Below are 22,919 nucleotides of genomic sequence, written 5' to 3'. Positions count from 1 at the left end.
GACGGGATTGAAGCATCGTGCCCCGTGCCGGCGCCCATGACGAAAGTCGGGGGGCCGCCCGGCATGCCCTCCGGCCAGACCGCCCAACACCCGGCGTTGATGCGGCGACCGGCACGCTTGGCCGTACGTCACCGGCCGGAGCGATCGATGGAAGCCACCTACCACCCCTTCTCGGAACTGTTCGCCCAGCTGGGCCTGGCCGACGACCGCGCGGCGATCGAGGCGTTCATCGCCACCCACGCGCCGCTGCCGGAGCAGCTGCGGCTGGAAGAAGCGCCGTTCTGGACGCCCGCGCAGGCGCAGCTGCTGCGCGAGGAGCGCATCGACGACGCGGACTGGGCGATCGTCGTCGACCAGCTCAACCTGGCGCTGCGCGGCCCGGGCCCTCAGGCCTTGCGCAGGAAGATGGTCTTGAGCACCAGGCCCTTGATCTTGTCGGAGTTGCCCTCGATGTGCTCGGGGTCGTCCTCGACCAGGCGGATGTTGCGGATCACCGTGCCTTGCTTGAGCGGGATCGACGAGCCCTTGACCTTGAGGTCCTTGATCACCACCACCGAATCGCCGGCGGACAGCACGTTGCCGTTGCTGTCGCGCACCACCACGCCGCCTTCGGCCGCCTCGGCGACGGACGACCACTCGTGGCCGCAGTCCGGGCAGATCCAGAGCGCGCCATCGGCGTAGACATTCTCAAGCCCGCATTGCGGGCAGGCGGGGAAATCGGCCATGCGTGGCGGTCCGTTCTATGGGGCCGCGCATTTTAACCGACGCCTGCGTACGGCTGGTCAAGGCCAGCTTCGGTCCGTCGGTGCGCACCTGCCAGAACGGTTCGTTGGTGAGCAGGACCAGTTCGTCCTGCAGCGACGGCGTACGCGCGTCGGGCTCGTCCGCGGCGGCGCCGGCATCGACGGACGCGGCGGGTTCGCTCGCGCCCTGCTCAGCCGCGCGTCCGCACGCGGCCAGGGCCAGGCAGAGGGCTCCTGCATAGGAGCGGCGGGAAAGCGGAGAGTGACAGGCGCATCGTGCTTCTCCTCTTGCGGTTGGGCCAACGGCCGCGGCCCCGCCCTCAGGGCGATGCCAGGGTCTGCGCTCCGCGTACCAGTTCGTCGACGGGGTAGCCGAGCGCGCCGAGCTGTTCGACCAGCGTCGCGTACAGCTGCGCATCCATCACCGGATCGCGGGAGAGTATCCAGAGATGGTCGCGATCCGGGCCACCGACCACCGCCCAGCGGTAGTCCGGATCGACCCCGATCACCCAGTAGGGCGCCCAGGTCATCGGCAGCCAGGAGGTCCACTTCGGCGCGAAACGCACGCGCAGCGAACCCGGGTTGCCCGGCACCGGCTGGGCCACGCCCAGCGCTTCGATGCGCTTGCCCTTGGCCGTGGTGCAGGCGTTGCGCACCTCGATCGTGCCGTCGTCCTGCAGCGTGTAGGTGGCGGTGGTATCGCGCACGCACTTGCGCTGGAAGAACATCGGCAGGTGCGCCACCTCGTACCAGGTCCCGGCGTAGCGCTCCAGGTCCAGCACTGGCACCGGCATGTTGCGGGAGATGTCCTGGGCCGCGACGGGGCTGGCCGGCAACAGCAGCAGGGAAAGCAGGACGGCAGGGAGCGGGATCAGGCGCATGCAACGGTTCATGGAATTCAAGGTGGTGCGACCCTGACACCGCCGGCGTGAGTGCGCCGTCGTGGCAATGCCGGGTCGCTTCAGCATCCGGAAAAGCGTCCTCAGGCGCCAAACCTCAGCACCCGCCAGGTGTACAGGCCCAGCGCGGTCAGCAGCAGTGAGCCGCCCAGGTGCAGGGCCACGCCGAGCACCGCGCTGCCGTACTGCTGGCGCAGCAACTGCTGGACGATTTCCGCGGAGAAAGTGGAGAAGGTCGTCAGCCCGCCGAGCAGGCCGGTCACGAGGAACAGGCGCCATTCCGGGGCCAGCCCCGGTCGCGAGGTGATGAAGCCCATCGCCAGGCCGATGGCGTAACCGCCGACGAGGTTGGCGGCCAGGGTGCCCAGCGGCACCGGCGCGCGCGCCGGGTTGAGCCACACCGACAGACCCCAGCGCATCCACGCGCCGATCGCCGCGCCGGCGCCCACCGCGATGAAGGAACGCACCATCTCCACTGCCCTGCTCCCCCTTCGGATGCCGCGGTGCCGTCGCTCAGCCCTTGCCGCGGCGCGCTTCGGCGCGCGCCGCCCGCAACCGGTCGAGCTTTTCCTTGAGCTTGATCTCCAGCCCGCGCTCGACCGGTTCGTAGTAGACCCGCTCGCCCATCGCATCGGGGAAGCCGGTCTGGTCCAGCGCCACCCCGCCAGCGGCGTCGTGGTCGTACTGGTAGCCCTTGTTGTAGCCCAGCTGCTTCATCAGCTTCGTCGGCGCGTTGCGCAGGTGCATCGGCACCTCGGCCGTGCCGTACCTGTGCACGTCGGCGCGCGCGGCGTTCCAGGCGGCGTAGGCGGCGTTCGACTTGGCCGTGCTGGCCAGGTAGATCGCCACCTGGGCCAGGGCCAGGTCGCCCTCCGGGCTGCCCAGGCGTTCGTAGGTGTCCCAGGCGTCGACCGACATCTGCAGCGCGCGCGGGTCGGCCAGGCCGATGTCCTCGACCGCCATGCGGGTGAGCCGGCGCGCCAGGTAGGACGGATCGCAGCCGCCGTCGAGCATCCGCGCCAGCCAGTACACGGCCGCGTCGGGATTGGAACTGCGGATCGACTTGTGCAGCGCCGAGATCTGGTCGTAGAACTGCTCGCCGCCCTTGTCGAAGCGGCGGGTGCGGTCGGCCAGCACCTGCAGCAGGGTCTGCTCGGTGACCTGGCCGCCTTCGTCCAGCGCCAGTTCGGCGGCGATCTCCAGCAGGGTCAGGGCGCGGCGCACGTCGCCGTCGGCCGCCGAGGCGATCTCGCGCAGCAGCGGCTCCTCGACGGCGATGCCCTGCCCGCCCAGGCCGCGCTCGCCGTCGGCCAGCGCCCGCTGCAGCGCCTCGGTGATGTCGTCGACCGACACCGCCTCCATCACGTGCACGCGGCAGCGCGACAGCAGCGCCGAGTTCAGCTCGAAGGACGGGTTCTCGGTGGTGGCGCCGACGAACACGATGCTGCCGCGCTCGATGTGCGGCAGGAACGCGTCCTGCTGGGTCTTGTTGAAGCGGTGCACCTCGTCCACGAACAGGACGGTGCGGCGGCCCTCGGCGAAGCGCTGCGCCGCCTCGGCGAGCACCTGGCGCACTTCCGGCAGGCCGGAGAGCACGGCGGAGATCGCGCGGAAATCGGCGTCGGCGTACTGCGCCAGCAGCAGCGACAACGTGGTCTTGCCGCAACCCGGCGGCCCCCACAGGATCATCGAATGCACGCGCCCGGATTCGACCGCGCGGCGCAGCGCCGAACCCGGCGCCAGCAGCCGGCGCTGGCCGACCATCTCGTCCAGGGTGCGCGGGCGCATGCGCTCGGCCAGCGGGCGCATCGCCTCCTGCCGCGCGGAGTCGGCGGACAGCAGGTCGGTATCGGTGGAAGCGGCGCGGCGCGGACGGCTCATGCCACCATCCTAGCGCCTGCGATCGCGCAGGCCGCGACCGCGGCGCCGTGGATCATTCGCCGACCACGTCCACGCCCGGACCCGGGGTGAACCTGAAGGTGGTGGCGGCGAAGGCCGGGTTGCGCTTCCAGCCCTGGAAGCTGATCTCGGTCTTCTGGCCGACCAGGTCCAGCACCTGCATCCGCGCCAGGCCCTGCGCGCCGAAGCCCAGGCGCGCCATCTGGAAGTTGGTTTCGGCGCCGACCTTCGGGGTCAGGGTCAGCCACTGCAGGCCGTCGCTGGCGGCGGCTTCCTCGCTGACGTCGAACTGCCGGTCCAGGCGCGCCGGGTCGAACAGCGCCACCAGCGGGCTGTTGCGCTCTTCCTCGCCCTGCGGCTTGAGCGTGGCCTGCTCCAGGTCCGGCTCGTAGATCCAGACCTTCTGCCCGTCGGCGACGATCAGCTGCGCGAACGGCTTCGTGTACTCCCAGCGGAACAGCCGCGGCGCGGCTACGGCGACCGTGCCGCTGCTCTTTTCCTTGGCGCGGCCATTGGCGTCGAACACCTGCTGGCTGAACTGCCCCTCCAGGCCCTTGAGGCCGCTGGTGAAGCGGACCAGTTCGTCGCGGGCGCCGGCGCTGGCGTTGCCGGCCAGCAGCAGGCCCAGCCCAAGGCCGAGGACGAGACGGAAGGCGTTGCGCGGAGTGCGATGCATGGCGATGACCGGAGTCGTGATCGGATGGCGGGAGTGTGCGACGGGAAACCTGAACAGGCGTCGATGCCGCCGGGGAACTGCCTTGCTCAGTCGCGCGGCGGCGGAGGGGCCAGCACGCTGCGGTCGCCGTTGTGCTCCGGCCCGCTGACCACGCCGGCCGCTTCCATCGCCTCGATCAGGCGCGCGGCGCGGTTGTAGCCGATCTTCAGCCGGCGCTGCACGCCGGAGATCGAGGCGCGCCGGGTCTCGGTGACGATCCGCACCGCCTCGTCGTACAGCGGGTCGGATTCGTCGCCGCCGCTGCTGGTCTCGGGCAGGCCGGTGGCGCCGACCACCACGCCGTCGCCCAGCGTCTGGACCTCGTCCAGTACGCCCTCGATGTAGTCGGCGCGGCCGCTGGCCTTGAGGTGTTCGACGACGCGATGCACCTCGTCGTCGCTGACGAAGGCGCCGTGGATGCGCTCGGGCATCGCCGTGCCCGGCGGCAGGTAGAGCATGTCGCCGTGGCCCAGCAGGGTCTCGGCGCCGGACTGGTCCAGGATCGTGCGCGAGTCGATCTTGCTCGAGACCTGGAAGGCGATGCGGGTGGGGATATTGGCCTTGATCAGGCCGGTGATCACGTCCACCGACGGACGCTGGGTAGCCAGGATCAGGTGGATGCCGGCGGCGCGGGCCTTCTGCGCCAGGCGCGCGATCAGCTCCTCGACCTTCTTGCCGACGATCATCATCATGTCGGCGAATTCGTCGATGAAGATGACGATGAACGGCAGCGGCTCCAGCGGGCGCGGCGCCTCGCCCAGCTCCGGGTTCGGCCGGAACAGCGGGTCCATCAGCGGCTGGCCGGCGTCCTGGGCGTCCTTGACCTTCTTGTTGAAGCCGGCCAGGTTGCGCACGCCGACCGCGCTCATCAGCTTGTAGCGGCGCTCCATCTCCGCCACGCACCAGCGCAGGCCGTTGGCGGCCTCCTTCATGTCGGTGACCACCGGCGCCAGCAGGTGCGGGATGTCCTGGTAGACGCTCAGCTCGAGCATCTTCGGATCGATCATCAGCATCCGCAGTTCTTTCGGCGTGGCCTTGTACAGCAGGCTCAGGACCATGGCGTTGACCGCCACGGACTTGCCCGAGCCGGTGGTACCGGCGACCAGCAGGTGCGGCATGCGCGCCAGGTCGGCCACGGTCGGCCGGCCGGCGATGTCCTTGCCCAGGGCCAAGGTCAGCACGCTGGCGGACTTGTCGTATTCCTTCGAGCGCAGCAGCTCGGAGAGGAAGATCATCTCGCGGCTGGTGTTGGGGATCTCCAGGCCGATCACCGACTTGCCCGGGATCACGTCGACCACGCGCACCGACTTCACCGACAGGCCGCGGGCGATGTCCTTGTCCAGCGAACTGATCTGGCTGACCTTGACGCCCGGCGCCGGCTCCAGCTCGAAGCGGGTGATCACCGGGCCCGGGTAGGCCCCGACCACCTGCACGTCGATGCGGAAGTCCTTGAGCTTGAATTCGATCTGCCGCGACAGCGCCTCGAGGGTCTCCTCGGAGTAGCCGCGCGCCTGCGGCTTGGGATCGTCGAGCAGGGCCAGCGGCGGCAGGCCGTCGGGCGTGCTGCCGGCGCCGTGGAACAGCGGGATCTGGGTCTCGCGCTTGGCGCGCTCGCTCTTCTCCACCACCGGCGCAGCCGGCGGCTCGATCTTCACCGGCTCGCGGCGCGCCTGGCGCACGGCCTCGGTCTTGCGCGTCTCCTCGCGCTCCTCGCGCAGGTCGCGGGTGCGCTTCCACTGCTCGGCCTGCTGGGTCTTGCGCCGGACCATATCCGGCAGCGCCAGCACCAAGGCGCCGATCTTCTCCATCACCCAGAACCAGGACAGCCCGGTGGCCAGGGTCACCGATACCAGCAGCAGCACGACCAGGAACATGTTGCCGCCCAGCTCGCCGAACCCGGTGGCCAGCGACTTGCCGACCAGCTGGCCGATCACGCCGCCGGCCTGGCCCGGGTCGCCTACGTTGAGCGCGCCGATCCGGCGCAGGTGCAGCAGGCCGGTCAGCGAGATCAGGAAACCGACGATGCCGACCAGGCGCAGCGCCGGCCCGAGCTCGTCCTCCTCGCCCAGGCCGAACAGCGCGATCCACGCCACCGCGCCGAGGATCACCGGCAGCACGAAGGCGGCGTAGCCGAACAGCTGGATCAGCACGTCGGCGATATAGGCCCCGGCGAAGCCGCCGAGGTTCTGCACCGGCGCGGTCAGGCTGCCGCTGTGCGACCAGCCCGGGTCGTCAGGCGAATAGCTGGCCAGGCATGCCAGCAGGTACAGCAGCAGCGGCGCGATCACGATCAGCGCCAGGTCGCGCCACAAGCGTTGCCGGCGCGCGCCGGCCGCGGACGCGTCGGCGCGTGGGGCTGCGCCACGGCTGGACTTGCTGCGTTCCGTCAATGCCTTGGCCACGTCGTCCCGGTTCTGGAAGTTGCTCGCAGAATGCGATGTTAGGCCTTGATCTTAAATGCTTCTGTCCGCCATTGCCTAGCGCTGTCCCCGCTGGCCGGGCTCCCCTGCCCCATGGCGCCGCCGGCCCATCCTACCGGCCTGCGGACGCGGCGCATACCCGCGCTCCGGAGCACTGCATGGCGACCGCGCATGCATGCACCGACGACGCTGTGTCCGGATGTTCGCCTTGATTCGCCCCCGTACGGCCGCCACTCTATGCGCTGCCTTCCGACCCCTTCCTGGACTGCATGACCTCCACCAAGCACTCGCGCCTGCTCATCCTCGGTTCCGGCCCCGCCGGCTGGACCGCCGCCGTCTATGCGGCCCGCGCCAACCTCAAGCCGGTGGTGATCACCGGCCTGCAGATGGGCGGGCAGCTGATGACCACCACCGAGGTCGACAACTGGCCGGGCGACGCCCACGGCCTGATGGGCCCGGACCTGATGGCGCGCATGCAGGCCCATGCCGAGCGCTTCGACACCGAGGTCGTGTTCGACCATATCCACACCGCCGACCTGTCGAAGAAGCCGTTCACCCTCGTCGGCGACAACGGCACCTACACCTGCGACGCGCTGATCATCGCCACCGGCGCCACCGCCAAGTACCTGGGCATCGAGTCGGAGGAGAAGTTCAAGGGCCGCGGCGTGTCCGCCTGCGCCACCTGTGACGGCTTCTTCTACAAGGACCAGGACGTGGTCGTGGTCGGCGGCGGCAACACCGCCGTGGAAGAGGCGCTGTACCTGTCCAACATCGCCCGCAAGGTCTACCTGGTCCACCGCCGCGACACCCTGCGTGCGGAGAAGATCATGCAGGACAAGCTGTTCGCCAAGGTCGAGGCCGGCAAGATCGAGCCGGTCTGGCACCACACCATCGACGAGGTGCTCGGCAACGACGCCGGCGTCACCGGCGTGCGGGTGAAGTCGGCGCTCGACGGCAGCACCCGCGAGATCCCGTGCCACGGCTTCTTCGTCGCCATCGGCCACCACCCGAACACCAGCCTGTTCGAAGGCCAGCTAGCGATGAACAACGGCTACCTGGAGATCCGCTCGGGCCTGGGCGGCAACGCCACCCAGACCTCGGTCGAGGGCGTGTTCGCCGCCGGCGACGTCGCCGACCAGCACTACCGCCAGGCGATCACCTCCGCCGGCTTCGGCTGCATGGCCGCGCTGGACGCGGAGCGCTACCTCGACAAGGGCGCCTGATGCCTGCCAGGTCGCGGCGACGCTCCGGCGCCGCGGCCGCAACTGCCGCGCCCCGCTTGCGGGGCCGGGCACCGCGATGAGGGCGAGGCCGTGACCCTGCAGGTCCGCGAACTGGACGCGCTGGCGTCGATCGATGCGACGCAGTGGGATGCCCTGCACGACGGCCGCAACCCGTTCGTCGCGTACGCGTTCCTGGAAGGCCTGGAGCGCCACGGCTGCCTGCGCCGCGACTGGGGCTGGACCCCGCGCCATCTCACCCTGTGGGACGGCGGCGAACTGGTGGCCGCGGCGCCGGGCTACCTGAAGACCAATTCGCACGGCGAGTTCGTGTTCGACCATGCCTGGGCCCATGCCTACGCCCGGCACGGCATGGACTACTTCCCCAAGTGGCTGTTCGCCGTGCCGTATTCGCCGGTCACCGGTCCGCGCCTGCTTGCCCGCGACGACGCCTGGCGGCGCGAGCTGCTTGCCGCGATGGCCGGACACAGCGCGGCCGCCGGCCTGCCCTCGGCCCACGTCAACTTCCATACCGACGGCGAGGACGCACTGTTCGGGGACGACTGGCTGCCGCGCAGCGACGTGCAATACCACTGGCACAACCGCGGCTGGACCGGCTTCGATGCCTTCCTGGCGGACATGGACCACCGCCACCGCAAGAACATCCGCCAGGAGCGGGTCAAGGTCGCGCGGGCCGGGGTGGAGTTCCGCCGCCTGCATGGCGACGAGGCCTCGAGCGTGGAGCTGGACGCCATCCACCACTTCTACCGGCAGACCTTCGCCGAGTACGGCAACGCGCCCGCCCTTACCCGCGACTTCATCGGACATCTTGCGCGAAGCATGTCGCGCAACTTGTTGATAATACTTGCATATCTCGGGGGGTCACCCATCGCCGGCGCCTTGTGCCTGCGCGGCACCGACACCCTGTACGGCCGCTACTGGGGCAGCGACGCGGTGCTGCCGGGCCTGCACTTCGAGACCTGCTACTACCAGGGCATCGAGTACTGCCTGGAGCAGGGCCTGGCCCGCTTCGAGCCGGGCGCCCAGGGCGAGCACAAGATCGCCCGCGGTTTCCTGCCGGCCTTCGTGCGCAGCCGCCACTGGATCGCCGATCCGGCGTTCCGGGGGGCGCTGCGCGAATGGTGCGCCGAAGAGGCGGAGGCGACCCGCCGCTACGCCGCCAGCCTGGCCCGGCACAGCCCCTTCCGCGAGGCCGCCGGCCCCGCCCCCTGATCGCCATGCACCGCCTGCCCTTCGTACTGCCGGACGACCCGCACGCGCCCTTCCCTCCCGCCGACCAGGCGCTGGACGAGCCGGACGGGCTGCTCGCCATCGGCGGCGACCTGTCGCTGCCGCGCCTGCTGCAGGCCTACCGGCACGGCATCTTCCCGTGGTACTCGCGGGGCCAGCCGATCCTGTGGTGGAGCCCGGACCCGCGCACCGTGTTCCGTACCGACGGGGTGCGCCTGTCCAGCCGCTTCCGCCGCGAGCTGCGCCGCAGCCGCTGGCAGGTGCGCGCCGATACCGCCTTCGCCGAGGTGGTCGCCCGCTGCGCAGCGATCCCGCGGCCGGGCCAGCACGGCACCTGGATCCTGCCGGAAATGCAGCAGGCCTACCGCCGGCTCCACGACCTCGGCCACGCCCATTCGGTGGAGGTGTACGACGAGGACGGCGTGCTGGCCGGCGGGATCTACGGCGTGGCGGTCGGATGGATGTTCTTCGGCGAGAGCATGTTCAGCGCGCGCTCCGGCGGCTCGAAGATCGCCCTGGCGGCGCTGGCGCGGCGCCTGCACGACTGGGGCTGGCCGCTGCTGGACGCCCAGGTAGCCAATCCGCACCTCGAGTTCCTCGGCGCCGAGGCCTGGCCGCGGCCGCGGTTTCTCGCCGAGGTGGCCAATCTGGTCCGCCAGCCCGGGCGCGAAGGCCCTTGGACCGGGGCTTTCGGCACCATGGCGGCGGCCGGCCTGGCCGCGTCATCCAGCGTCCGTTAACACATTTTTTGCCTTTGCCGCCAGCCTGGCGTAAAATGCCGGGCTTTCGCCCCAGAAGCGCTTACCGGAACCGCATGTCGAAAGACGATTCCATCGAGTTCGAAGGCACCGTCATCGAGACGCTGCCCAATACCACCTTCCGGGTCCGCCTGGAGAACGGGCACGAGATCATCGCCCACATCTCCGGCCGCATGCGCAAGAACTACATCCGCATCCTGACCGGCGACCGCGTGAAGGTCGAGATGACGCCCTACGACCTGACCAAGGGCCGCATCACCTACCGCATGAAGTGACGGCTGGCGCACCGCGCCGGATCCGTAGTAGAAAAGGCGGCCACCTGGCCGCCTTTTTTCTTGCCCTTTGCGCGGGCTGGCGCCAGCGCGTGCCGCAAGTCACCGGGACCTGCGACGCAGTGTCCAAGGTCACTGTCACCTCAGGCAGATTTGCCGCCGAAGCGCGGCGCATAGCCTGTGCACGGTCCAATCCGGACCGGACCAAGAACCCTTTCCCCATGAACAAGAAGCTCATTCTCGCCGCCGCCGCGATGCTCGCCGGTTTCGCCGCCAATGCGTCCGCCGCCAATGGCAACGCCCTGACCGACTGCGTCGACCTGGGCAGCAACCAGGAAATCGTGCGCTCGGGCGGCACCCAGAACTTCCTGCTGCGCGATGGCGACGAGCACTACCTGGTCGGCTTCCGCGGCGACTGCGCCTCGCTGCCGACCACCTCGAAGCTGGAGATCATCACCGAGGGCACCGCCAACCGCCTGTGCGCCACCGGCACCATCGTCAAGACCAAGCGCGAGAACTGCCAGGTCGGCAAGGTCGAGTCGATCGACGCCGAGCAGTTCGCCGCCCGCAAGAAGCGCGCCGCGCGCTGACCGCCTGCGCCGGTCGCCCGCCGCCCGTCTACTCGTCGTGGCGGCCGGCGGCGACCCGGCCAGAAAGAAAGCCTCCGCCATGGACTGGCGGAGGCTTTTTTCTTGCGCAGGTTTTGCTGTTGCGCCACGGTCAGACCGTGGCCGGGAGCAGGCGCTCCGGCTCGGACTGGCTCTCGACCACCAGCTCGCCGTCGACCACGTCGATGTTGACCCGGCCGCCATCGACCAGCTTGCCGAACAGCAGCTCGTCGGCCAGCGGGCGCTTGATCTTCTCCTGGATGACGCGGGCCATCGGCCGCGCACCCATCAGCGGATCGAAGCCGTGCTGGGCCAACCACTCGCGGGCGGTCGGCGAGGCCGACAGCGCCACGTGCTTCTCGTTGAGCTGCATCTCCAGCTCGATCAGGAACTTGTCCACCACGCGCAGGACGTGGTCGAAGCCCAGCGGCTGGAACTGCACCACCGCGTCGAGGCGGTTGCGGAATTCCGGGCTGAAGCTCTTGCGGATGACCTCCATCGCGTCGGTGGAGTGGTCCTGGCGGGTGAAGCCGATCGAGCGCCGCGAGGCCTGGGCCGCGCCAGCGTTGGTGGTCATCACGATCACCACGTTCTTGAAGTTGGCTTCGCGCCCGTTGGTGTCGGTCAGCACGCCGCGGTCCATGACCTGCAGCAGGATGTTGAAGATGTCCGGGTGCGCCTTCTCCACCTCGTCCAGCAGCAGCACGCAGTGCGGCGTCTTGACGATCTTCTCGGTGAGCAGGCCGCCCTGGTCGAAGCCGACGTAGCCCGGGGGCGCGCCGATCAGGCGCGAGACCGAGTGCGGCTCCATGTACTCGGACATGTCGAAGCGCACCAGCTCGATGCCCAGCTGCAGGGCCAGCTGCTTGGTGACCTCGGTCTTGCCCACGCCGGTGGGGCCGGCGAACAGGAAGTTGCCGATCGGCTTGTCCGGGTTGCCCAGGCCGCTGCGCGCCAGCTTGATCGCCGAGGCCAGGGTCTCGATCGCCTGGTCCTGGCCGAAGATCACCATCTTCAGGTTGCGCTCCAGGTGCTGGAGCACGTCCTTGTCGGTGGCGCTGACCTGCTTGGCCGGGATCCGCGCCATCTTGGCGACGATGGTCTCGATCTCCTCGACGTCGATCAGCTCCTTGCGGCTGCCTTCCGGCAGCAGGCGCTGGCGGGCGCCGGCCTCGTCGATCACGTCGATGGCCTTGTCCGGCAGCAGGCGGTCGCCGATGTGCTTGACCGACAGGTCCACCGCCGCCTGGATGGCGTCGTCGGCGTAGGTCACGCCGTGGTGGGCCTCGTACTTGGGCTTGAGGCCCTGCAGGATCTCGTAGGCCTCGCCCACGGTCGGCTCGACGATGTCGATCTTCTGGAAGCGGCGCGCCAGCGCGCGGTCCTTCTCGAAGATGCCGCGGTATTCCTGGAAGGTGGTCGAACCGATGCAGCGCAGGTCGCCGGAGGCCAGCGCCGGCTTGATCAGGTTCGAGGCGTCCATCGTCCCGCCGCTGGCCGAGCCGGCGCCGATGATGGTGTGGATCTCGTCGATGAACAGGATCGCGCCGGGGATCTTCTTGATCGCCGACAGCACGCCCTTCAGGCGCTTCTCGAAGTCGCCGCGGTACTTGGTCCCGGCCACCAGCGCGCCCAGGTCCAGCGAGTAGATCACCGCGTCGGCCAGCACCTCCGGCACCTCGCCATCGACAATACGCTTGGCCAGGCCTTCGGCGATCGCGGTCTTGCCCACGCCGGCCTCGCCCACGTACAGCGGGTTGTTCTTGCGCCGGCGGCACAGGATCTGGATGGTGCGTTCGATTTCGTCGGCGCGGCCGACCAGCGGGTCGATCCGCCCGTTGCGGGCCTGCTCGTTGAGGTTGACCGCGTACTCGGCCAGCGCGTCGGCCTTGCCTTCGCCCTCGCCGTTCTCGGCCTTGCCCTCGCCTTCGCCCGGCGCCGGGGCGGCGCCTTCCTGCTCGTCGCCGAGCTTGGCGATGCCGTGCGACAGGTAGTTGACGACGTCCAGCCGGGTGACGTCCTGCTGGCTCAGGAAATAGACGGCGTGCGAGTCCTTCTCGCCGAAGATCGCGACCAGCACGTTGGCGCCGGTGACTTCCTTCTTGCCCGAGGACTGCACGTGGTAGACGGCCCGCTGCAGCACGCGCTGGAAGCCCAAGGTGGGCTGGGTATCGCGGCCGTCGTCGTCGGCCAGGCGCGAGACCGAGGCCTCGATGGCCTGTTCCAGGTCCACGCGCAGGCGGTTGGCATCGGCGCCGCAGGCGCGCAGCACGGCCTGGGCCGAGGGGTTGTCGAGCAGCGCCAGCAGCAGGTGCTCGACGGTCATGAACTCGTGGCGCGCTTCGCGGGCGCGCTTGTAGCACTGGCCGATGGTCTGTTCGAGGTCTTTGCTGAACATGGCGGACTCCGGAGCTTTGCCAACAATATGCGGCCTTCCGTCCGGATTTCCACAACCCCTGCGGATCGCAGCGTTCAGCCGGCGGCGGGGCGTCGCCGGGCCCTCCGGGCGACGCCGGTCAGGCTTTCTCCATGGTGCACAGCAGCGGGTGCTGGTTCATCCGGGAGAACTCGTTGACCTGGGCCACCTTGGATTCGGCCACCTCGCGCGTGAAGACGCCGCAGACGCCCCGCCCGCGGGTATGCACGTGCAGCATCACCTGGGTGGCGCGCTCGAGGTCCAGGCCGAAGAACTGCTGCAGGACGGCGACCACGAAATCCATCGGGGTGTAGTCGTCGTTGAGCAGGATCACCTGGTACATCGGCGGCGGGGCGACCTCGGGCTTGCCGGGTTCGACCATCGCGCCATGTTCGTGTTCGTGGCGTGGGGTATTGGGCATGTGCGCCATTATACGGAGCCGCGCGGATGGACTCGTCGAAGGCCGGGCCGGACAATGGAGCCTTTCCGCCGTGAATCCCCCGTCGATGCCGCTCCGCTCCCGCCTGCTGCTGCCGCTCCTGCTCGCCTCCCTCTGCCCGGCCGTGGCGGCCGCCCCCGCGCGGCCCGATCCCCACGTGGGCGTGCTGCTGGAGCAGCTCGGCTACGACTACGAAGTGGACGAGGACGGCGACTACAAGCTGGTCGTGCCGGTCGACGGCGAGGGGCGCACCCAGCTGGTGTACGTGCGTTCGCCGGTGGAGACCTTCGGCCACCACCGCATCCGCGAGATCTGGTCGCCGGCCTACGCCTCGCCGTCGGGCGCCTTCCCCGGCCCGGTCGCCAACCGCCTGCTGGAGGCTTCCAACGAGCTCAAGCTCGGCGCCTGGGTCAAGCAGGGCCCGCACGCGGTGTTCGTGGTGAAGATCGACGCCCGCGCTGCGGCTGCGGAGCTGGACGAGGCGATCTCCGCCGCCGTGTCCAGCGCCGACGGCATGGAACAGGAACTGGCCGGCGACCCGGCCAGCGACGAGTACTGAGCATGGCCGACCTCAACTCCTGGCACCCCGATGTCACCGTCGCCAGCGTGGTCGCGCGCGACGGCCGCCTGCTGCTGGTCGAGGAACGCATCGACGGCCAGCTGGTGCTGAACCAGCCGGCCGGCCACCTCGACCCGGACGAGAGCCTGGTCGAGGCGGCGGTGCGCGAGACCCTCGAGGAAACCGGCTGGGACATCCGCATCGACTGCTTCATCGGCACCTACCAGTGGCACGCGCCGGGCGGCCGCCAGTACCTGCGCTTCGCCTTCGGCGGCCAGCCCCTGGCCCATGACCCGGCCCGTCCGCTGGATACCGGCATCGAGCGCGCGGTGTGGCTGACCCCGGCCGAACTGCAGGCCCAGGCCGAACGCCACCGCAGCCCGCTGGTCTGGCAGGTCGCCTCCGACTGGCTGGCCGGCCGCCGCCATCCGCTGTCGCTGCTGCGATGGATGCCGTGAGCGCGCCCCGTACCGTTGTCGGCGTGTCCGGCGGCGTCGATTCCTCGGTCGCCGCCTGGCTGCTGGTCCAGGCCGGCGAGCCGGTGGCCGGGCTGTTCATGCAGAACTGGGACGACGACGGCAGCGGCGAATGCCGCGCCGAGGAGGACCGCCGCGACGCGGTCGCGGTCTGCGGGCGGCTCGGCATCCCGTTCCACTTCCGCGACTTCTCGAAGGAGTACTGGGCCGGTGTGTTCGAGCACTTCCTGGCCGAGTACCGCGCCGGGCGCACGCCCAACCCGGACGTGCTGTGCAACCGGGAGGTCAAGTTCAAGCACTTCCTCGACGCGGCGCGCGAGCTGGGCGCCGGGCGCATCGCCACCGGCCACTACGCGCAGGTGGCGTTCGAGGGCGGGCGCTGGCGCCTGTTGCGCGGCGCCGACCGCGACAAGGACCAGACCTATTTCCTGCACCAGCTCGGCCAGGAACAGCTGTCGGCGACCCTGTTCCCGATCGGCCACCTGCCCAAGGCGCAGGTGCGCGCGATCGCCCGCGAGGCCGGCCTGCCGACCCACGCCAAGAAGGACTCCACCGGCATCTGCTTCATCGGCGAGCGCGACTTCCGCGAGTTCCTCGGCCGCTACCTGCCGGCGCAGCCGGGCGAGATCCGCGACCCTCAGGGCGTGCGCATCGGCGAGCACCCCGGCGTGTTCTATTTCACCCTCGGCCAGCGCGAAGGCCTGAACATCGGCGGCGTCCGCGGCCGCGCGGCGGCGCCGTGGTACGTGGTCGGCAAGGACGTGGCGGGCAACATCCTCTACGTCGACCAGGACCGCGACAGTCCGTGGCTGCTGTCGCGCGGGCTGCGCAGCGAGGCCATGCACTGGATCGCCGGCGCGCCGCCGGCGATCGAATTCGACTGCACCGCGCAGGTGCGCTACCGCCAGGCGGGAGAGCCGTGCCGGGTGCGGGTCAACGACGACGGCACCGTCGCCGTGCGCTTCGAACGGCCGCAGCGCGCGGCCACGCCGGGCCAGTCGCTGGTGCTCTACGACGGCCCCGAATGCCTCGGCGGCGCGGTGATCGAGTCGACCGACGCGCCCGTGCCCGGCCGCGACTGAAGCAGGCCTGCAGGTAGAATGCGCGCATGACTTATTCCTACGACGACCGCGTGCTGGCCCTGGCCGGCCTGGCCCAGGCGCTGCAGCAGGTGCGCCGCATCGCCGAGACCGGACAGAGCGAGACCGGCGCCGCGCGCCCGGTGCTGGACAGCGTGTTCCGCATCGACGCCGAGTCCACCGCCGCGGTGTATGGCGGCGCGCGCGCCCTGCAGCCGGGACTGCGCACGCTGGACGGTTACTTCTCCAGCCGCGATGCCGATCCGCTGCTGCCGCGGCTGGCGCTGGCCACCCTGCAGCTGGAGCGGCGCTTCGCCTCCGAACCGGCCACCCTGCAGGCGGTCGGCAACGGCATCGCCGGGATCGCGCCGCGGGCCGAGGAACTGGGCAGCACCCATCCGGACGTGCTGTCCGCGCTGGGCACGCTCTACGCCGACACCATCAGCCACCTGCGCCCGCGGATCATGGTCCAGGGCAATCCGCATTACCTCGGCCAGCCCGGCGTGGTCTCGGAGATCCGGGCGCTGCTGCTGGCGGCCGTGCGTTCCGCGATGCTGTGGCGCCAGCTCGGCGGCAGCCAGTGGCAGTTCCTGTTCGCGCGCCGGGCGATGGTCCAGGCGCTGCAGGCGCGCCTGCCCTGACCTGCCACGACGCCCGCCGGCGCTGACCGGCGTGCGCGTTACCGGATCGCTTACTGCCGCAGCGGAGCGGCCTGGCCAGGCCCTTGCCCATCGCTTCGGCGAGCAGCTGGCGCATTTCCGCCTCGGCGCGCTGGCTGGCCTTCTCCATCTCGGCGCTGAGTCCTTCCATCTGCGCGGACAGGGCCTCCATCGGCTTGCTCGCCTGCTCCATCTCCCGCGACAGCGCCTGCATGGCCTGGTCCTGGCTGGCGACCTGGGCATCCAGCTCGCGCGACTGCGCGTCCATGCGCGCGCCCAGCGCCTTCATTTCGCGATCCAGGGCCTGCATCTGCCGGTCCAGCTCGGCCGACCGCGCGGCGTCGCCGGGCGCGCTGGCGTACTGGCGCGCCACCTGTTCCTGCCTGCGGGCCAGGGCTTCCTGTTCGCGCGCAAGCGCCTCCATCTTCTTCGCCGCCTCGTCGATGCCACGGGTGGCCTGCTTCGGCAGCGCGGCCTGCTCCATGCGCTTGCCGATCGCCTCCATCTGGCGGCCGTGGGTTTCCATGCGCCCGCCCATCGCACTCATGCGCTCGCCGATCGCCGCCGTCTCGGCCCAGCTGCGCTGGGCACGGGCGACCATCGCCGGATCGGTCACCACGTAGGCCTTGCCGTCCTGGCGCAGCCACAGGAAGTCGCCGTCGATGGCGCGCCTGGCCGCCTCGATCTGGTCGTGGTCGCCATTGGTGCCGGAAACCAGGTAGGAGTCGTCCTTCCTGCGCACCAGGGCGTAGGCATCGCCATTGCGCCCCGTGCCGACGTGCATCACCGAAGGCGACGGCGGCGCCGGGGGATTGGCCGGCGGGGCCGGTACGCGCGGCGCCTCGATCGTCGGCACCGGCGGTCTGGCCGGTGCCTCCGGGGCGGCCGGCGGTTCCGGCGCCAGGCTGCGGCTGCGGGCAGTGACGGCCTTCGGCGCAGGCGAAGCCGCGTGCGTCGGAGCCGCCGCGGGGGCTGCCTGGACAGCAGGTGCCGGCGCGGGAGCCACGGCCGGATCGCGCTGAGCCTGGGCGTAGAAGGCCAGACCGGCAGCCGCCAGGCCCAGCAGGGGGAAGACCAGGCGACCGCTGCCGCGGACCCGGCCCGGGCGGACCAGCTGTTCGATGCGGGACATGAGTTGACCTCCGTGTGACAGAGCGGCCAGGGCCGGCCGCGGAACGGCGCGCAGCGCCGCGTGATGGTCGGCCAGGGCGGCCAGGGCCAGGGCCAGCCGCCGCGGTTCACCGATGGCCCCGGCAGCGAGCCGGTCGGCGACCAGTTCGCGTTCGGCATGGATGCGACGCGACAGCCACCAGGTGACCGGGTGATAGAACAGCAGGGCCTCGGCCACGCCCTGCAGCAGGTTGACCAGGTAGTCGTGGCGGCGGACGTGCGCCAGCTCGTGGGCCAGCAGTGCTTCCACGTACTCCACCGGCAGCCGCGCCAGGACCGCGACCGGCAGCAGCACCACCGGCTTCCAGCAGCCGGCCGCGGCCGGCGTATCCAGCGCCTCCACCAGGCGCAGCGCCACCGGGCGGCGCACGCCGCAGGCCGCGGCGAGGCGGTCCAGCCGCTGCTGCCAGCGCTGCTGCAGCGGCTTTTCGCCGACGTCGGGCAGACGCCCCAGCCACCACACGCCGGCCGCCAGCCTCAGCGACAGCACGCAGGTGCCGGCCGCCCAGGCGGCGACGATCCAGGGCAACGCCTGGTCGATGGCCGGCCAGGCGAAGGCGAAGCCTGACTGCGGAGCGTTCGGCGGCAGCACGGCGAATCCGGCATCGGGCTGGGCGGGCGCAGCAACCGCGCCTGTCGCCGCTGTCCCGGACGTTCCCGCCAGCTCCAGCAGCAGCGTCGCCGCCGGTGCCAGCACGCAGGCCAGCAGGGCCAGGCAGGCCACCGCGTAGCGCAGTTGCGGCCGTGCATCGCGCAGCAGCTGCAGCAGCAGGGCGGCGAACGCCCCGACCAGCGCGCCCTGCCAGAGGAAATGCAGCAGGGTCCTGCCCAGTACCGGGATCCCGCTGGCGATCAGCTCATGCATGGCCCTTCCCTCCCTTGCCGCCGCCGCGAGCGGTGGCTTCCGGTTCCTCGAGCAGCCGGCGGATCTCCTCGCGCTCGGCATCGCTGACATGCGTGTCCAGCGCAGCCATCACCAGCGCCTTGCCCGAACCGGAGAACACCTTCTGGATCAGTTCGTCGAGCAGGTTGGTCTGCAGTGCGTCCTGCGGATGCGCGGCGGCGTAGACGTGCGAGCGCTGGCTCTCGTCGCGCACCACCAGGCCCTTGCCGTGCATCACCTGCAGCAGGCGCAGCACGGTGGCCTGCTGCACGTCGGGGCGCTCGGCCTGCAGCGCCTGGTGGACCTCGCGCGCGGTCGATGGTCCCTGCCGCCAGATCACCCGCAGCAGGTCGAGCTCGGCGGCGGTGGGACGGGGCGGGCGCGGGCGGGACGGCTTGCGGGTCATCGTGCGGTTCTCCGGGGTACGCCGGCATCCTGCACCCTCCAGACAATCTTGTCTAGACAAGATTGTCTAGGTCGAAAGTCATGCCCTGCCGGGCCCCAGGCGGCCTTCACGCCGGCTGAGCGGACGCAGGGGAAGAGTCCGCGGACCCGTCCCGTGCAGGCCGTGCCTGCCAAGAAGCTCGCGATGAACCGCATGCGCATCCAGGCCTTCGTCGTCCTTGCCACGCTGGTGCTCCCGGCGTCAGCGGCCGAGCCACCTGCACCGTCCGCGGAGGAGCAGGCGGCGATGGAGGCCTACCAGAAAGCGGCCGCGCCCGGCCCGGAGCATGCGCAGCTGGCGGCGATGGCCGGCACCTACGACATGACCGTGCGCAGCTGGTACGGACCCGGCGAACCGGCCACCGACAAGGGCACGGCGACCCGCCGCATGATCCTGGGCAACCGGGTGATGGTGGAGGACGTGGACGCGACGATGATGGGCCAGCCGTTCCAGGGCCAGGGCCTGCACGGCTACGACAATGTCACCCGCCGCTACTGGTCGGTGTGGAACGACAGCATGGGCACCGGCGTGATGCTCAGCGACGGCGAATGCGATGCGAAGGGCAACTGCAGCTTCACCGGCCGCTTCAACGATCCGGTCGGCGGAGCCGGACGTGCCGCGCGCATGACCACGCGCTGGACCGATGCTTCGACCGAGGTCTTCGAGATGTACGGCCCCGGCCCGGACGGCAAGGAAGCGAAGATGATGGAGATCACCTACCGCAAGCGCGGGCCGTGATGCGAGTCACCCTGCTCCGGCCTGGAGCGCGGTGCGGTTCGCGAAGCGGTCAGGGCTGGTGCGCCAGCGCGTAGTCCAGCGCGGCGCACGTGGCCGCGACCTGCGCCTGGTTGCCCTGTTCCGGGGTCGCGCCGGGGCTGTCCGGATACACCTCGGTGGTGGTCACGAACGGCGCGCCGGTGACGCTGGCGCACAGTCCCAGTGCTTGCACCGGATAGTTGATGACGCCATGGGCGACTACCGGCGTGCCGATCATCTTCCCTTCCGCATCCGCCGGGGCGATGTGGGTCACCTGCTCCACCGCGGCGATGATCGCCTGCTGGAACTCCGGCTGCGGGTTCCCGGTGTCGCCGACCAGGTAGAAGCCGTCGGGGATGCCACCCGGCTCGAACGGCTTGCCGTCGCGCGCGGCCAGCGCCGGGCGGAACTCGCCTTCGTCGCTGTCGGTGGTCTCGTGCAGGTCGATGTGGACCAGGAAGCGCCCGCGCAGCGGTTCGACCAGGCGCATCAGCGCCGCCGCTTCCTCCGCCGGGCACGGCTCGCGGAACGAGCGGTTCGGGTCGACCGCCTCGGCGTTCCAGCGCTGGATCCGCTCGTAACCCCAAGGACTCACGCAGGGCACGACGAGCAGGTTGAGGCGGCCGGCGTAGCGGTCCGCATGTTCGCGCGCGAACTGCAGCGCGCCCATCACCCCGCTGGTCTCGTAGCCGTGTACGCCGCCGGTGACCAGGGCCACCGGCAGTGCGTCGTCCCAGTCGCGGCTGCGCAGGGCCAGCAGCGGGTAGCGGTCGGGCGCATAGTCGAGCTGGCCGTAGGCTTCCACCTCCCAGCGCGCGCGCAGGCTTTCGATCGCGGCGACCACGTCGCCGGCATGGCTGCGCTGGCGGACCTGACGGGCGCGCCACTGCGCGCGCTCGGCCTCGCCCCAGGGCTGGCCGGGCGTGCCGATGGGATAGAAGCGTTCGATCGTGTCCAAGGCCGGGATCCAGGCAACTGCGAAGCTGCCCACTTTATCAGCGCGGTGGCGCCATCAGCCGGTCCATGACCGCGTCCTTCTCCTGCCACAGCCCGTTCATCCACTGCTGGAAGCGGGCGCGGAAGGCGCGGTCGTCCTGGTAGTTGCCGCCGACGAATTCCGGCGGGATCGGGCGCTGGCGCACGTGCACCCGGATCGCGGGCACGCGATTGGCCATCAGGTCCACCATCGACGGGCGCCCCGCCGGATAGGCGATGGTGACGTCGATGATCGAATGCAGGCCCTCGCCCATCGCGTCGAGCACGAAGGCCACGCCGCCGGACTTGGGCTTGAGCAGGTGCCGGTACGGCGAGCTTTGCCCGGCGTGCTTGGCCCCGGTGAAGCGGGTGCCCTCGACGAAGTTCATCACCGACACCGGGATGTCGCGGAACTTCCCGCAGGCGCGCCGGGTGGCCTCCATGTCGCGGCGGCCGAGCTCCGGATTGCGCGCGATTTCCTTGCGCGTGTAGCGGCCCATGAACGGGAAATCCAGCGCCCACCAGGCCAGGCCCAGCACCGGCACCCAGAACAGCTGGCGCTTGAGGAAGAAGCGCAGCAGCGGGATGCGGCGGTTGAACACCTTCTGCAGGACCAGGATGTCGACCCAGCTCTGGTGGTTGGCCAGCACCAGGTAGTGGCCGTCGCGCTGCACCACCGTGTCGTCCTCCACCTGCATGCAGGTGCCGGTGAAGGCGTCGATCATCGCGCTGTTCACCGCGATCCAGCTTTCGGCCATGCCGGTCAGGATCCGGTTGCAGGCCCGGCGCACCGGCGCCAGTGGCAGCACGGCCTTGACCAGCGCGGCCCCCAGCAATGGCAACGCATGCACCAGGGTGTTGGTTACCACCAGCAACAGCACCAGGGCCACGCGCAGCCAGGACAGCAGGGACATCGACGATCGATACAGGAGAAGTGGCGCGCAGACTACCAGATCGCTGCACGCTCGCAGCATGTTGACGACGCCGCCCCGGATGTGCCGCGCCTGAACGGCGGCCGGGCAAGGCCGGCGTTTCTCGCGTATGCTGGGGGTGCTCGCGCGCGGGCAGGATTCCGGCTCCAGCGCGCCCTCCAGCCCCCGTCGCCCACCGGCGGCGGCCAGCAAGGCGACGACATCCAACTCCAGAGCTCTCCCGCTGCCGGCCTTCCACGGCCATCGACCGCCGCACTCCGCCGCAGCGCGGGCGCCCATTGGCCGGCATCCAGGCCGCGCCACCTCCCACCGGCAAGCGCGCATCATCGCGCCTCCGCGTCCCTTCCGCTCCCGCGCGTCCGTGCGGGAACCGGCTCCCTGCCACGCGCCGTGCACGGCACCGCTGGCTTCCACTCCCATCCCGACGAGAGGACACCATGGCCAACCGCAAGACCGCCCGCATTCCCGCGCCCCGCCCCGCCTCGGGCAAATCCAGCGTCGTCCTGACCAGCGAGCGCATCTCCAGCGACCTTGAAGCCTTCCGCAAGGCCGGTGGTCGCATCGAGGTACTCGGTACCACCCGGGTGCTGACCAAGGTCGACGAGGCCGGCGACAAGAAAAGCGGCAGCTGAGTTCCGCCTGCCCCATTCCCCCAGACAACCCAAGGAGCCCCGTGGCCAAGCCGAACTATTCCTTCGAGAAACGCCAGCGTGAGCTGGCCAAGAAGAAAAAGAAAGACGAAAAGGACGCGCGCAAGCGCGCCGCCCGCGAAACCGCGGCGCCCGCCGCCGAACGCAACGGGGACGCGCCGGCGACATGAGTGGCGGCTCGGATGCCGAAGCGCTCCGGCCGCAGGTGTGGGTGGACGCCGACGCCTGTCCCGGGCCGGTACGCGAGATCCTGGTCCGCGCTGCCGGACGGGCCAAAGTGCCGGTGACCTTCGTCGCCAACCAGTGGATCCGCCTGCCCACCTCGCCCTGGCTGCGTTCGCTGCAGGTGCAGGGCGGCTTCGATGTCGCCGACGACATGATCGCCGGGCACGCCGGCCCTGGCGACCTGGTCGTCACCCAGGACATTCCGCTGGCCGCACGCGTGCTCGAGCGCGGCGCCGAGGCGGTCAATCCGCGCGGCGAGCGCTACACGCGCGACAACATCGCCCAGCGCCTGTCGATGCGGAACTTCATGGAAGAGCTGCGTGGCGCCGGCGTGCAGACCGGCGGCCCGTCCAGCTTCCACGCCCGCGACCGCCAGGCCTTCGCCGCCGCGCTCGACGCCTGGCTGGCCAGACGCCCCCGGTCGCACGACTGAAGGTTCCGACCCGCGCACAAAAGAACGCGGCCGCCAT

Annotated in this window: 24 protein-coding genes and 2 pseudogenes; 14 read left to right on the top strand and 12 right to left on the bottom strand. The window is 70.4% G+C overall.

Annotated elements, in window-relative coordinates:
- Positions 1 to 147 precede the first annotated feature (147 nt).
- Positions 148 to 372: pseudogene (locus tag M503_RS17120) on the top strand (DUF2789 domain-containing protein); the annotation flags it as partial.
- A gap of 14 nt (positions 373 to 386) precedes the next feature.
- On the opposite strand, the gene M503_RS0109820 reads toward M503_RS17120, so the two are convergent.
- The 6 genes from M503_RS0109820 to M503_RS0109795 form a co-directional block, all read right to left on the bottom strand.
- Positions 387 to 725 carry a zinc ribbon domain-containing protein YjdM gene (locus M503_RS0109820; protein WP_028920283.1) on the bottom strand — a complete coding sequence of 113 codons (339 nt, stop codon included), beginning with the start codon at positions 723 to 725 and terminating at the stop codon, positions 387 to 389.
- Between the two features lie 338 nt (positions 726 to 1,063).
- Positions 1,064 to 1,624 carry a lipocalin family protein gene (locus tag M503_RS16160; RefSeq protein ID WP_037061049.1) on the bottom strand — a complete coding sequence of 187 codons (561 nt, stop codon included), beginning with the start codon at positions 1,622 to 1,624 and terminating at the stop codon, positions 1,064 to 1,066.
- A 101-nt stretch (positions 1,625 to 1,725) separates the two neighbouring features.
- On the bottom strand, positions 1,726 to 2,112 hold the full coding sequence (gene crcB / locus M503_RS0109810; protein WP_037061071.1) for a fluoride efflux transporter CrcB: 387 nt from the start codon (positions 2,110 to 2,112) through the stop codon (positions 1,726 to 1,728).
- 43 nt (positions 2,113 to 2,155) lie between these two features.
- Positions 2,156 to 3,523: a replication-associated recombination protein A gene (locus M503_RS0109805; protein ID WP_028920285.1), complete on the bottom strand. Its 1,368-nt coding sequence runs from the start codon at positions 3,521 to 3,523 to the stop codon at positions 2,156 to 2,158.
- 52 nt (positions 3,524 to 3,575) lie between these two features.
- On the bottom strand, positions 3,576 to 4,217 hold the full coding sequence (gene lolA / locus M503_RS0109800) for an outer membrane lipoprotein chaperone LolA (RefSeq protein ID WP_028920286.1): 642 nt from the start codon (positions 4,215 to 4,217) through the stop codon (positions 3,576 to 3,578).
- Positions 4,218 to 4,303: 86 nt separating this feature from the next.
- Positions 4,304 to 6,658 (bottom strand): DNA translocase FtsK, encoded by a 2,355-nt coding sequence (locus M503_RS0109795; RefSeq protein ID WP_028920287.1) that lies wholly within the window; start codon positions 6,656 to 6,658, stop codon positions 4,304 to 4,306.
- Between the two features lie 287 nt (positions 6,659 to 6,945).
- Between M503_RS0109795 and trxB the strand changes: the two genes are divergently transcribed.
- The 5 genes from trxB (at position 6,946) to M503_RS0109770 (ending at position 10,767) form a co-directional block, all read left to right on the top strand.
- Positions 6,946 to 7,899, top strand: coding sequence for a thioredoxin-disulfide reductase (gene trxB, locus M503_RS0109790; protein ID WP_028920288.1), 954 nt, complete (start codon positions 6,946 to 6,948; stop codon positions 7,897 to 7,899).
- Between the two features lie 90 nt (positions 7,900 to 7,989).
- The gene (locus M503_RS0109785; protein ID WP_428992229.1) at positions 7,990 to 9,129 is read left to right on the top strand and encodes a GNAT family N-acetyltransferase; all 1,140 of its coding nucleotides are present in this window, start codon (positions 7,990 to 7,992) and stop codon (positions 9,127 to 9,129) included.
- 5 nt (positions 9,130 to 9,134) lie between these two features.
- Entirely contained in the window at positions 9,135 to 9,887 is a 753-nt protein-coding gene (gene aat, locus M503_RS0109780) for a leucyl/phenylalanyl-tRNA--protein transferase (RefSeq protein ID WP_037061046.1), read from the top strand.
- 74 nt (positions 9,888 to 9,961) lie between these two features.
- Complete coding sequence (gene infA / locus M503_RS0109775; RefSeq protein WP_013535213.1) at positions 9,962 to 10,180, top strand: translation initiation factor IF-1; 219 nt, start codon at positions 9,962 to 9,964, stop codon at positions 10,178 to 10,180.
- Between the two features lie 218 nt (positions 10,181 to 10,398).
- The gene (locus tag M503_RS0109770) at positions 10,399 to 10,767 is read left to right on the top strand and encodes a hypothetical protein (protein WP_028920291.1); all 369 of its coding nucleotides are present in this window, start codon (positions 10,399 to 10,401) and stop codon (positions 10,765 to 10,767) included.
- 130 nt (positions 10,768 to 10,897) lie between these two features.
- Here the strand turns inward: M503_RS0109770 and clpA are convergent, their stop codons facing one another.
- Together clpA and clpS are read right to left on the bottom strand one after the other, a co-directional pair.
- Positions 10,898 to 13,183, bottom strand: a complete 2,286-nt coding sequence (gene clpA, locus M503_RS0109765) for an ATP-dependent Clp protease ATP-binding subunit ClpA (protein WP_028920292.1) — start codon at positions 13,181 to 13,183, stop codon at positions 10,898 to 10,900.
- A 118-nt stretch (positions 13,184 to 13,301) separates the two neighbouring features.
- Positions 13,302 to 13,622, bottom strand: coding sequence for an ATP-dependent Clp protease adapter ClpS (clpS, locus tag M503_RS0109760; RefSeq protein WP_028918241.1), 321 nt, complete (start codon positions 13,620 to 13,622; stop codon positions 13,302 to 13,304).
- 85 nt (positions 13,623 to 13,707) lie between these two features.
- Between clpS and M503_RS0109755 the strand changes: the two genes are divergently transcribed.
- The 4 genes from M503_RS0109755 to hflD are packed head-to-tail and all read left to right on the top strand — an operon-like array spanning position 13,708 to position 16,395.
- Positions 13,708 to 14,199 carry a hypothetical protein gene (locus M503_RS0109755; protein WP_028920293.1) on the top strand — a complete coding sequence of 164 codons (492 nt, stop codon included), beginning with the start codon at positions 13,708 to 13,710 and terminating at the stop codon, positions 14,197 to 14,199.
- Between the two features lie 2 nt (positions 14,200 to 14,201).
- The gene (locus M503_RS0109750; RefSeq protein ID WP_081720999.1) at positions 14,202 to 14,657 is read left to right on the top strand and encodes an NUDIX hydrolase; all 456 of its coding nucleotides are present in this window, start codon (positions 14,202 to 14,204) and stop codon (positions 14,655 to 14,657) included.
- Positions 14,654 to 15,757: a tRNA 2-thiouridine(34) synthase MnmA gene (mnmA, locus tag M503_RS0109745; protein WP_028920294.1), complete on the top strand. Its 1,104-nt coding sequence runs from the start codon at positions 14,654 to 14,656 to the stop codon at positions 15,755 to 15,757. Before M503_RS0109750 ends, mnmA begins: the two co-directional genes overlap by 4 nt.
- A 26-nt stretch (positions 15,758 to 15,783) precedes the next feature.
- Entirely contained in the window at positions 15,784 to 16,395 is a 612-nt protein-coding gene (hflD, locus tag M503_RS17115; protein ID WP_028920295.1) for a high frequency lysogenization protein HflD, read from the top strand.
- 1,285 nt (positions 16,396 to 17,680) lie between these two features.
- Here hflD and M503_RS17780 read toward each other — a convergent pair.
- Both M503_RS17780 and M503_RS16150 read right to left on the bottom strand, forming a co-directional pair.
- Positions 17,681 to 18,448: pseudogene (locus M503_RS17780) on the bottom strand (M56 family metallopeptidase); the annotation flags it as partial.
- Positions 18,441 to 18,872, bottom strand: a complete 432-nt coding sequence (locus M503_RS16150; RefSeq protein ID WP_051414497.1) for a BlaI/MecI/CopY family transcriptional regulator — start codon at positions 18,870 to 18,872, stop codon at positions 18,441 to 18,443. The pseudogene M503_RS17780 and the gene M503_RS16150, both read right to left, overlap by 8 nt.
- Before the next feature lie 183 nt (positions 18,873 to 19,055).
- On the opposite strand from M503_RS16150, the gene M503_RS16145 reads away from it, so the two are divergent.
- Positions 19,056 to 19,649, top strand: coding sequence for a DUF1579 domain-containing protein (locus M503_RS16145; RefSeq protein ID WP_155952019.1), 594 nt, complete (start codon positions 19,056 to 19,058; stop codon positions 19,647 to 19,649).
- 49 nt (positions 19,650 to 19,698) lie between these two features.
- On the opposite strand, the gene M503_RS0109720 is transcribed toward M503_RS16145, so the two are convergent.
- Both M503_RS0109720 and M503_RS0109715 read right to left on the bottom strand, forming a co-directional pair.
- Entirely contained in the window at positions 19,699 to 20,625 is a 927-nt protein-coding gene (locus tag M503_RS0109720) for a M14 family metallopeptidase (RefSeq protein WP_428992230.1), read from the bottom strand.
- 37 nt (positions 20,626 to 20,662) lie between these two features.
- Positions 20,663 to 21,556 (bottom strand): acyltransferase, encoded by an 894-nt coding sequence (locus tag M503_RS0109715; protein WP_037061044.1) that lies wholly within the window; start codon positions 21,554 to 21,556, stop codon positions 20,663 to 20,665.
- 455 nt (positions 21,557 to 22,011) lie between these two features.
- On the opposite strand from M503_RS0109715, the gene M503_RS0109710 reads away from it, so the two are divergent.
- From M503_RS0109710 to M503_RS0109700, 3 genes are read left to right on the top strand one after another with little or no spacing between them, the layout of a single operon-like run.
- Positions 22,012 to 22,206, top strand: a complete 195-nt coding sequence (locus M503_RS0109710) for a hypothetical protein (protein WP_024867821.1) — start codon at positions 22,012 to 22,014, stop codon at positions 22,204 to 22,206.
- Positions 22,207 to 22,247: 41 nt separating this feature from the next.
- A complete protein-coding gene (locus M503_RS17620) occupies positions 22,248 to 22,394 on the top strand; it encodes a hypothetical protein (RefSeq protein ID WP_197017210.1) in 147 nt (48 codons plus the stop codon).
- Positions 22,391 to 22,882 carry a YaiI/YqxD family protein gene (locus M503_RS0109700; protein ID WP_028920298.1) on the top strand — a complete coding sequence of 164 codons (492 nt, stop codon included), beginning with the start codon at positions 22,391 to 22,393 and terminating at the stop codon, positions 22,880 to 22,882. The genes M503_RS17620 and M503_RS0109700 overlap by 4 nt, the downstream gene beginning before the upstream one ends.
- The last annotated feature ends 37 nt before the right edge of the window (positions 22,883 to 22,919 follow it).

The sequence above is a fragment of the Pseudoxanthomonas suwonensis J47 genome, from assembly GCF_000513955.1.
In the GTDB taxonomy this organism is placed as follows: domain Bacteria; phylum Pseudomonadota; class Gammaproteobacteria; order Xanthomonadales; family Xanthomonadaceae; genus Pseudoxanthomonas; species Pseudoxanthomonas suwonensis_C.
Note: the sequence above shows the minus strand (reverse complement) of the source record. Positions and strands in the feature narration are given on the sequence as shown.

What these genes read in the sequence shown, in the direction of transcription:
- M503_RS0109820 (WP_028920283.1), bottom strand. Translation starts at nt 725, where the DNA reads ATGGCCGATTTCCCCGCCTGCCCGCAATGCGGGCTTGAGAATGTCTAC.
- M503_RS16160 (WP_037061049.1), bottom strand. Translation starts at nt 1,624, where the DNA reads ATGCGCCTGATCCCGCTCCCTGCCGTCCTGCTTTCCCTGCTGCTGTTG.
- crcB (WP_037061071.1), bottom strand. Translation starts at nt 2,112, where the DNA reads ATGGTGCGTTCCTTCATCGCGGTGGGCGCCGGCGCGGCGATCGGCGCG.
- M503_RS0109805 (WP_028920285.1), bottom strand. Translation starts at nt 3,523, where the DNA reads ATGAGCCGTCCGCGCCGCGCCGCTTCCACCGATACCGACCTGCTGTCC.
- lolA (WP_028920286.1), bottom strand. Translation starts at nt 4,217, where the DNA reads ATGCATCGCACTCCGCGCAACGCCTTCCGTCTCGTCCTCGGCCTTGGG.
- trxB (WP_028920288.1), top strand. Translation starts at nt 6,946, where the DNA reads ATGACCTCCACCAAGCACTCGCGCCTGCTCATCCTCGGTTCCGGCCCC.
- aat (WP_037061046.1), top strand. Translation starts at nt 9,135, where the DNA reads ATGCACCGCCTGCCCTTCGTACTGCCGGACGACCCGCACGCGCCCTTC.
- infA (WP_013535213.1), top strand. Translation starts at nt 9,962, where the DNA reads ATGTCGAAAGACGATTCCATCGAGTTCGAAGGCACCGTCATCGAGACG.
- M503_RS0109770 (WP_028920291.1), top strand. Translation starts at nt 10,399, where the DNA reads ATGAACAAGAAGCTCATTCTCGCCGCCGCCGCGATGCTCGCCGGTTTC.
- clpA (WP_028920292.1), bottom strand. Translation starts at nt 13,183, where the DNA reads ATGTTCAGCAAAGACCTCGAACAGACCATCGGCCAGTGCTACAAGCGC.
- clpS (WP_028918241.1), bottom strand. Translation starts at nt 13,622, where the DNA reads ATGCCCAATACCCCACGCCACGAACACGAACATGGCGCGATGGTCGAA.
- M503_RS0109755 (WP_028920293.1), top strand. Translation starts at nt 13,708, where the DNA reads ATGCCGCTCCGCTCCCGCCTGCTGCTGCCGCTCCTGCTCGCCTCCCTC.
- M503_RS0109750 (WP_081720999.1), top strand. Translation starts at nt 14,202, where the DNA reads ATGGCCGACCTCAACTCCTGGCACCCCGATGTCACCGTCGCCAGCGTG.
- hflD (WP_028920295.1), top strand. Translation starts at nt 15,784, where the DNA reads ATGACTTATTCCTACGACGACCGCGTGCTGGCCCTGGCCGGCCTGGCC.
- M503_RS16150 (WP_051414497.1), bottom strand. Translation starts at nt 18,872, where the DNA reads ATGACCCGCAAGCCGTCCCGCCCGCGCCCGCCCCGTCCCACCGCCGCC.
- M503_RS16145 (WP_155952019.1), top strand. Translation starts at nt 19,056, where the DNA reads ATGAACCGCATGCGCATCCAGGCCTTCGTCGTCCTTGCCACGCTGGTG.
- M503_RS0109715 (WP_037061044.1), bottom strand. Translation starts at nt 21,556, where the DNA reads ATGTCCCTGCTGTCCTGGCTGCGCGTGGCCCTGGTGCTGTTGCTGGTG.
- M503_RS0109710 (WP_024867821.1), top strand. Translation starts at nt 22,012, where the DNA reads ATGGCCAACCGCAAGACCGCCCGCATTCCCGCGCCCCGCCCCGCCTCG.
- M503_RS0109700 (WP_028920298.1), top strand. Translation starts at nt 22,391, where the DNA reads ATGAGTGGCGGCTCGGATGCCGAAGCGCTCCGGCCGCAGGTGTGGGTG.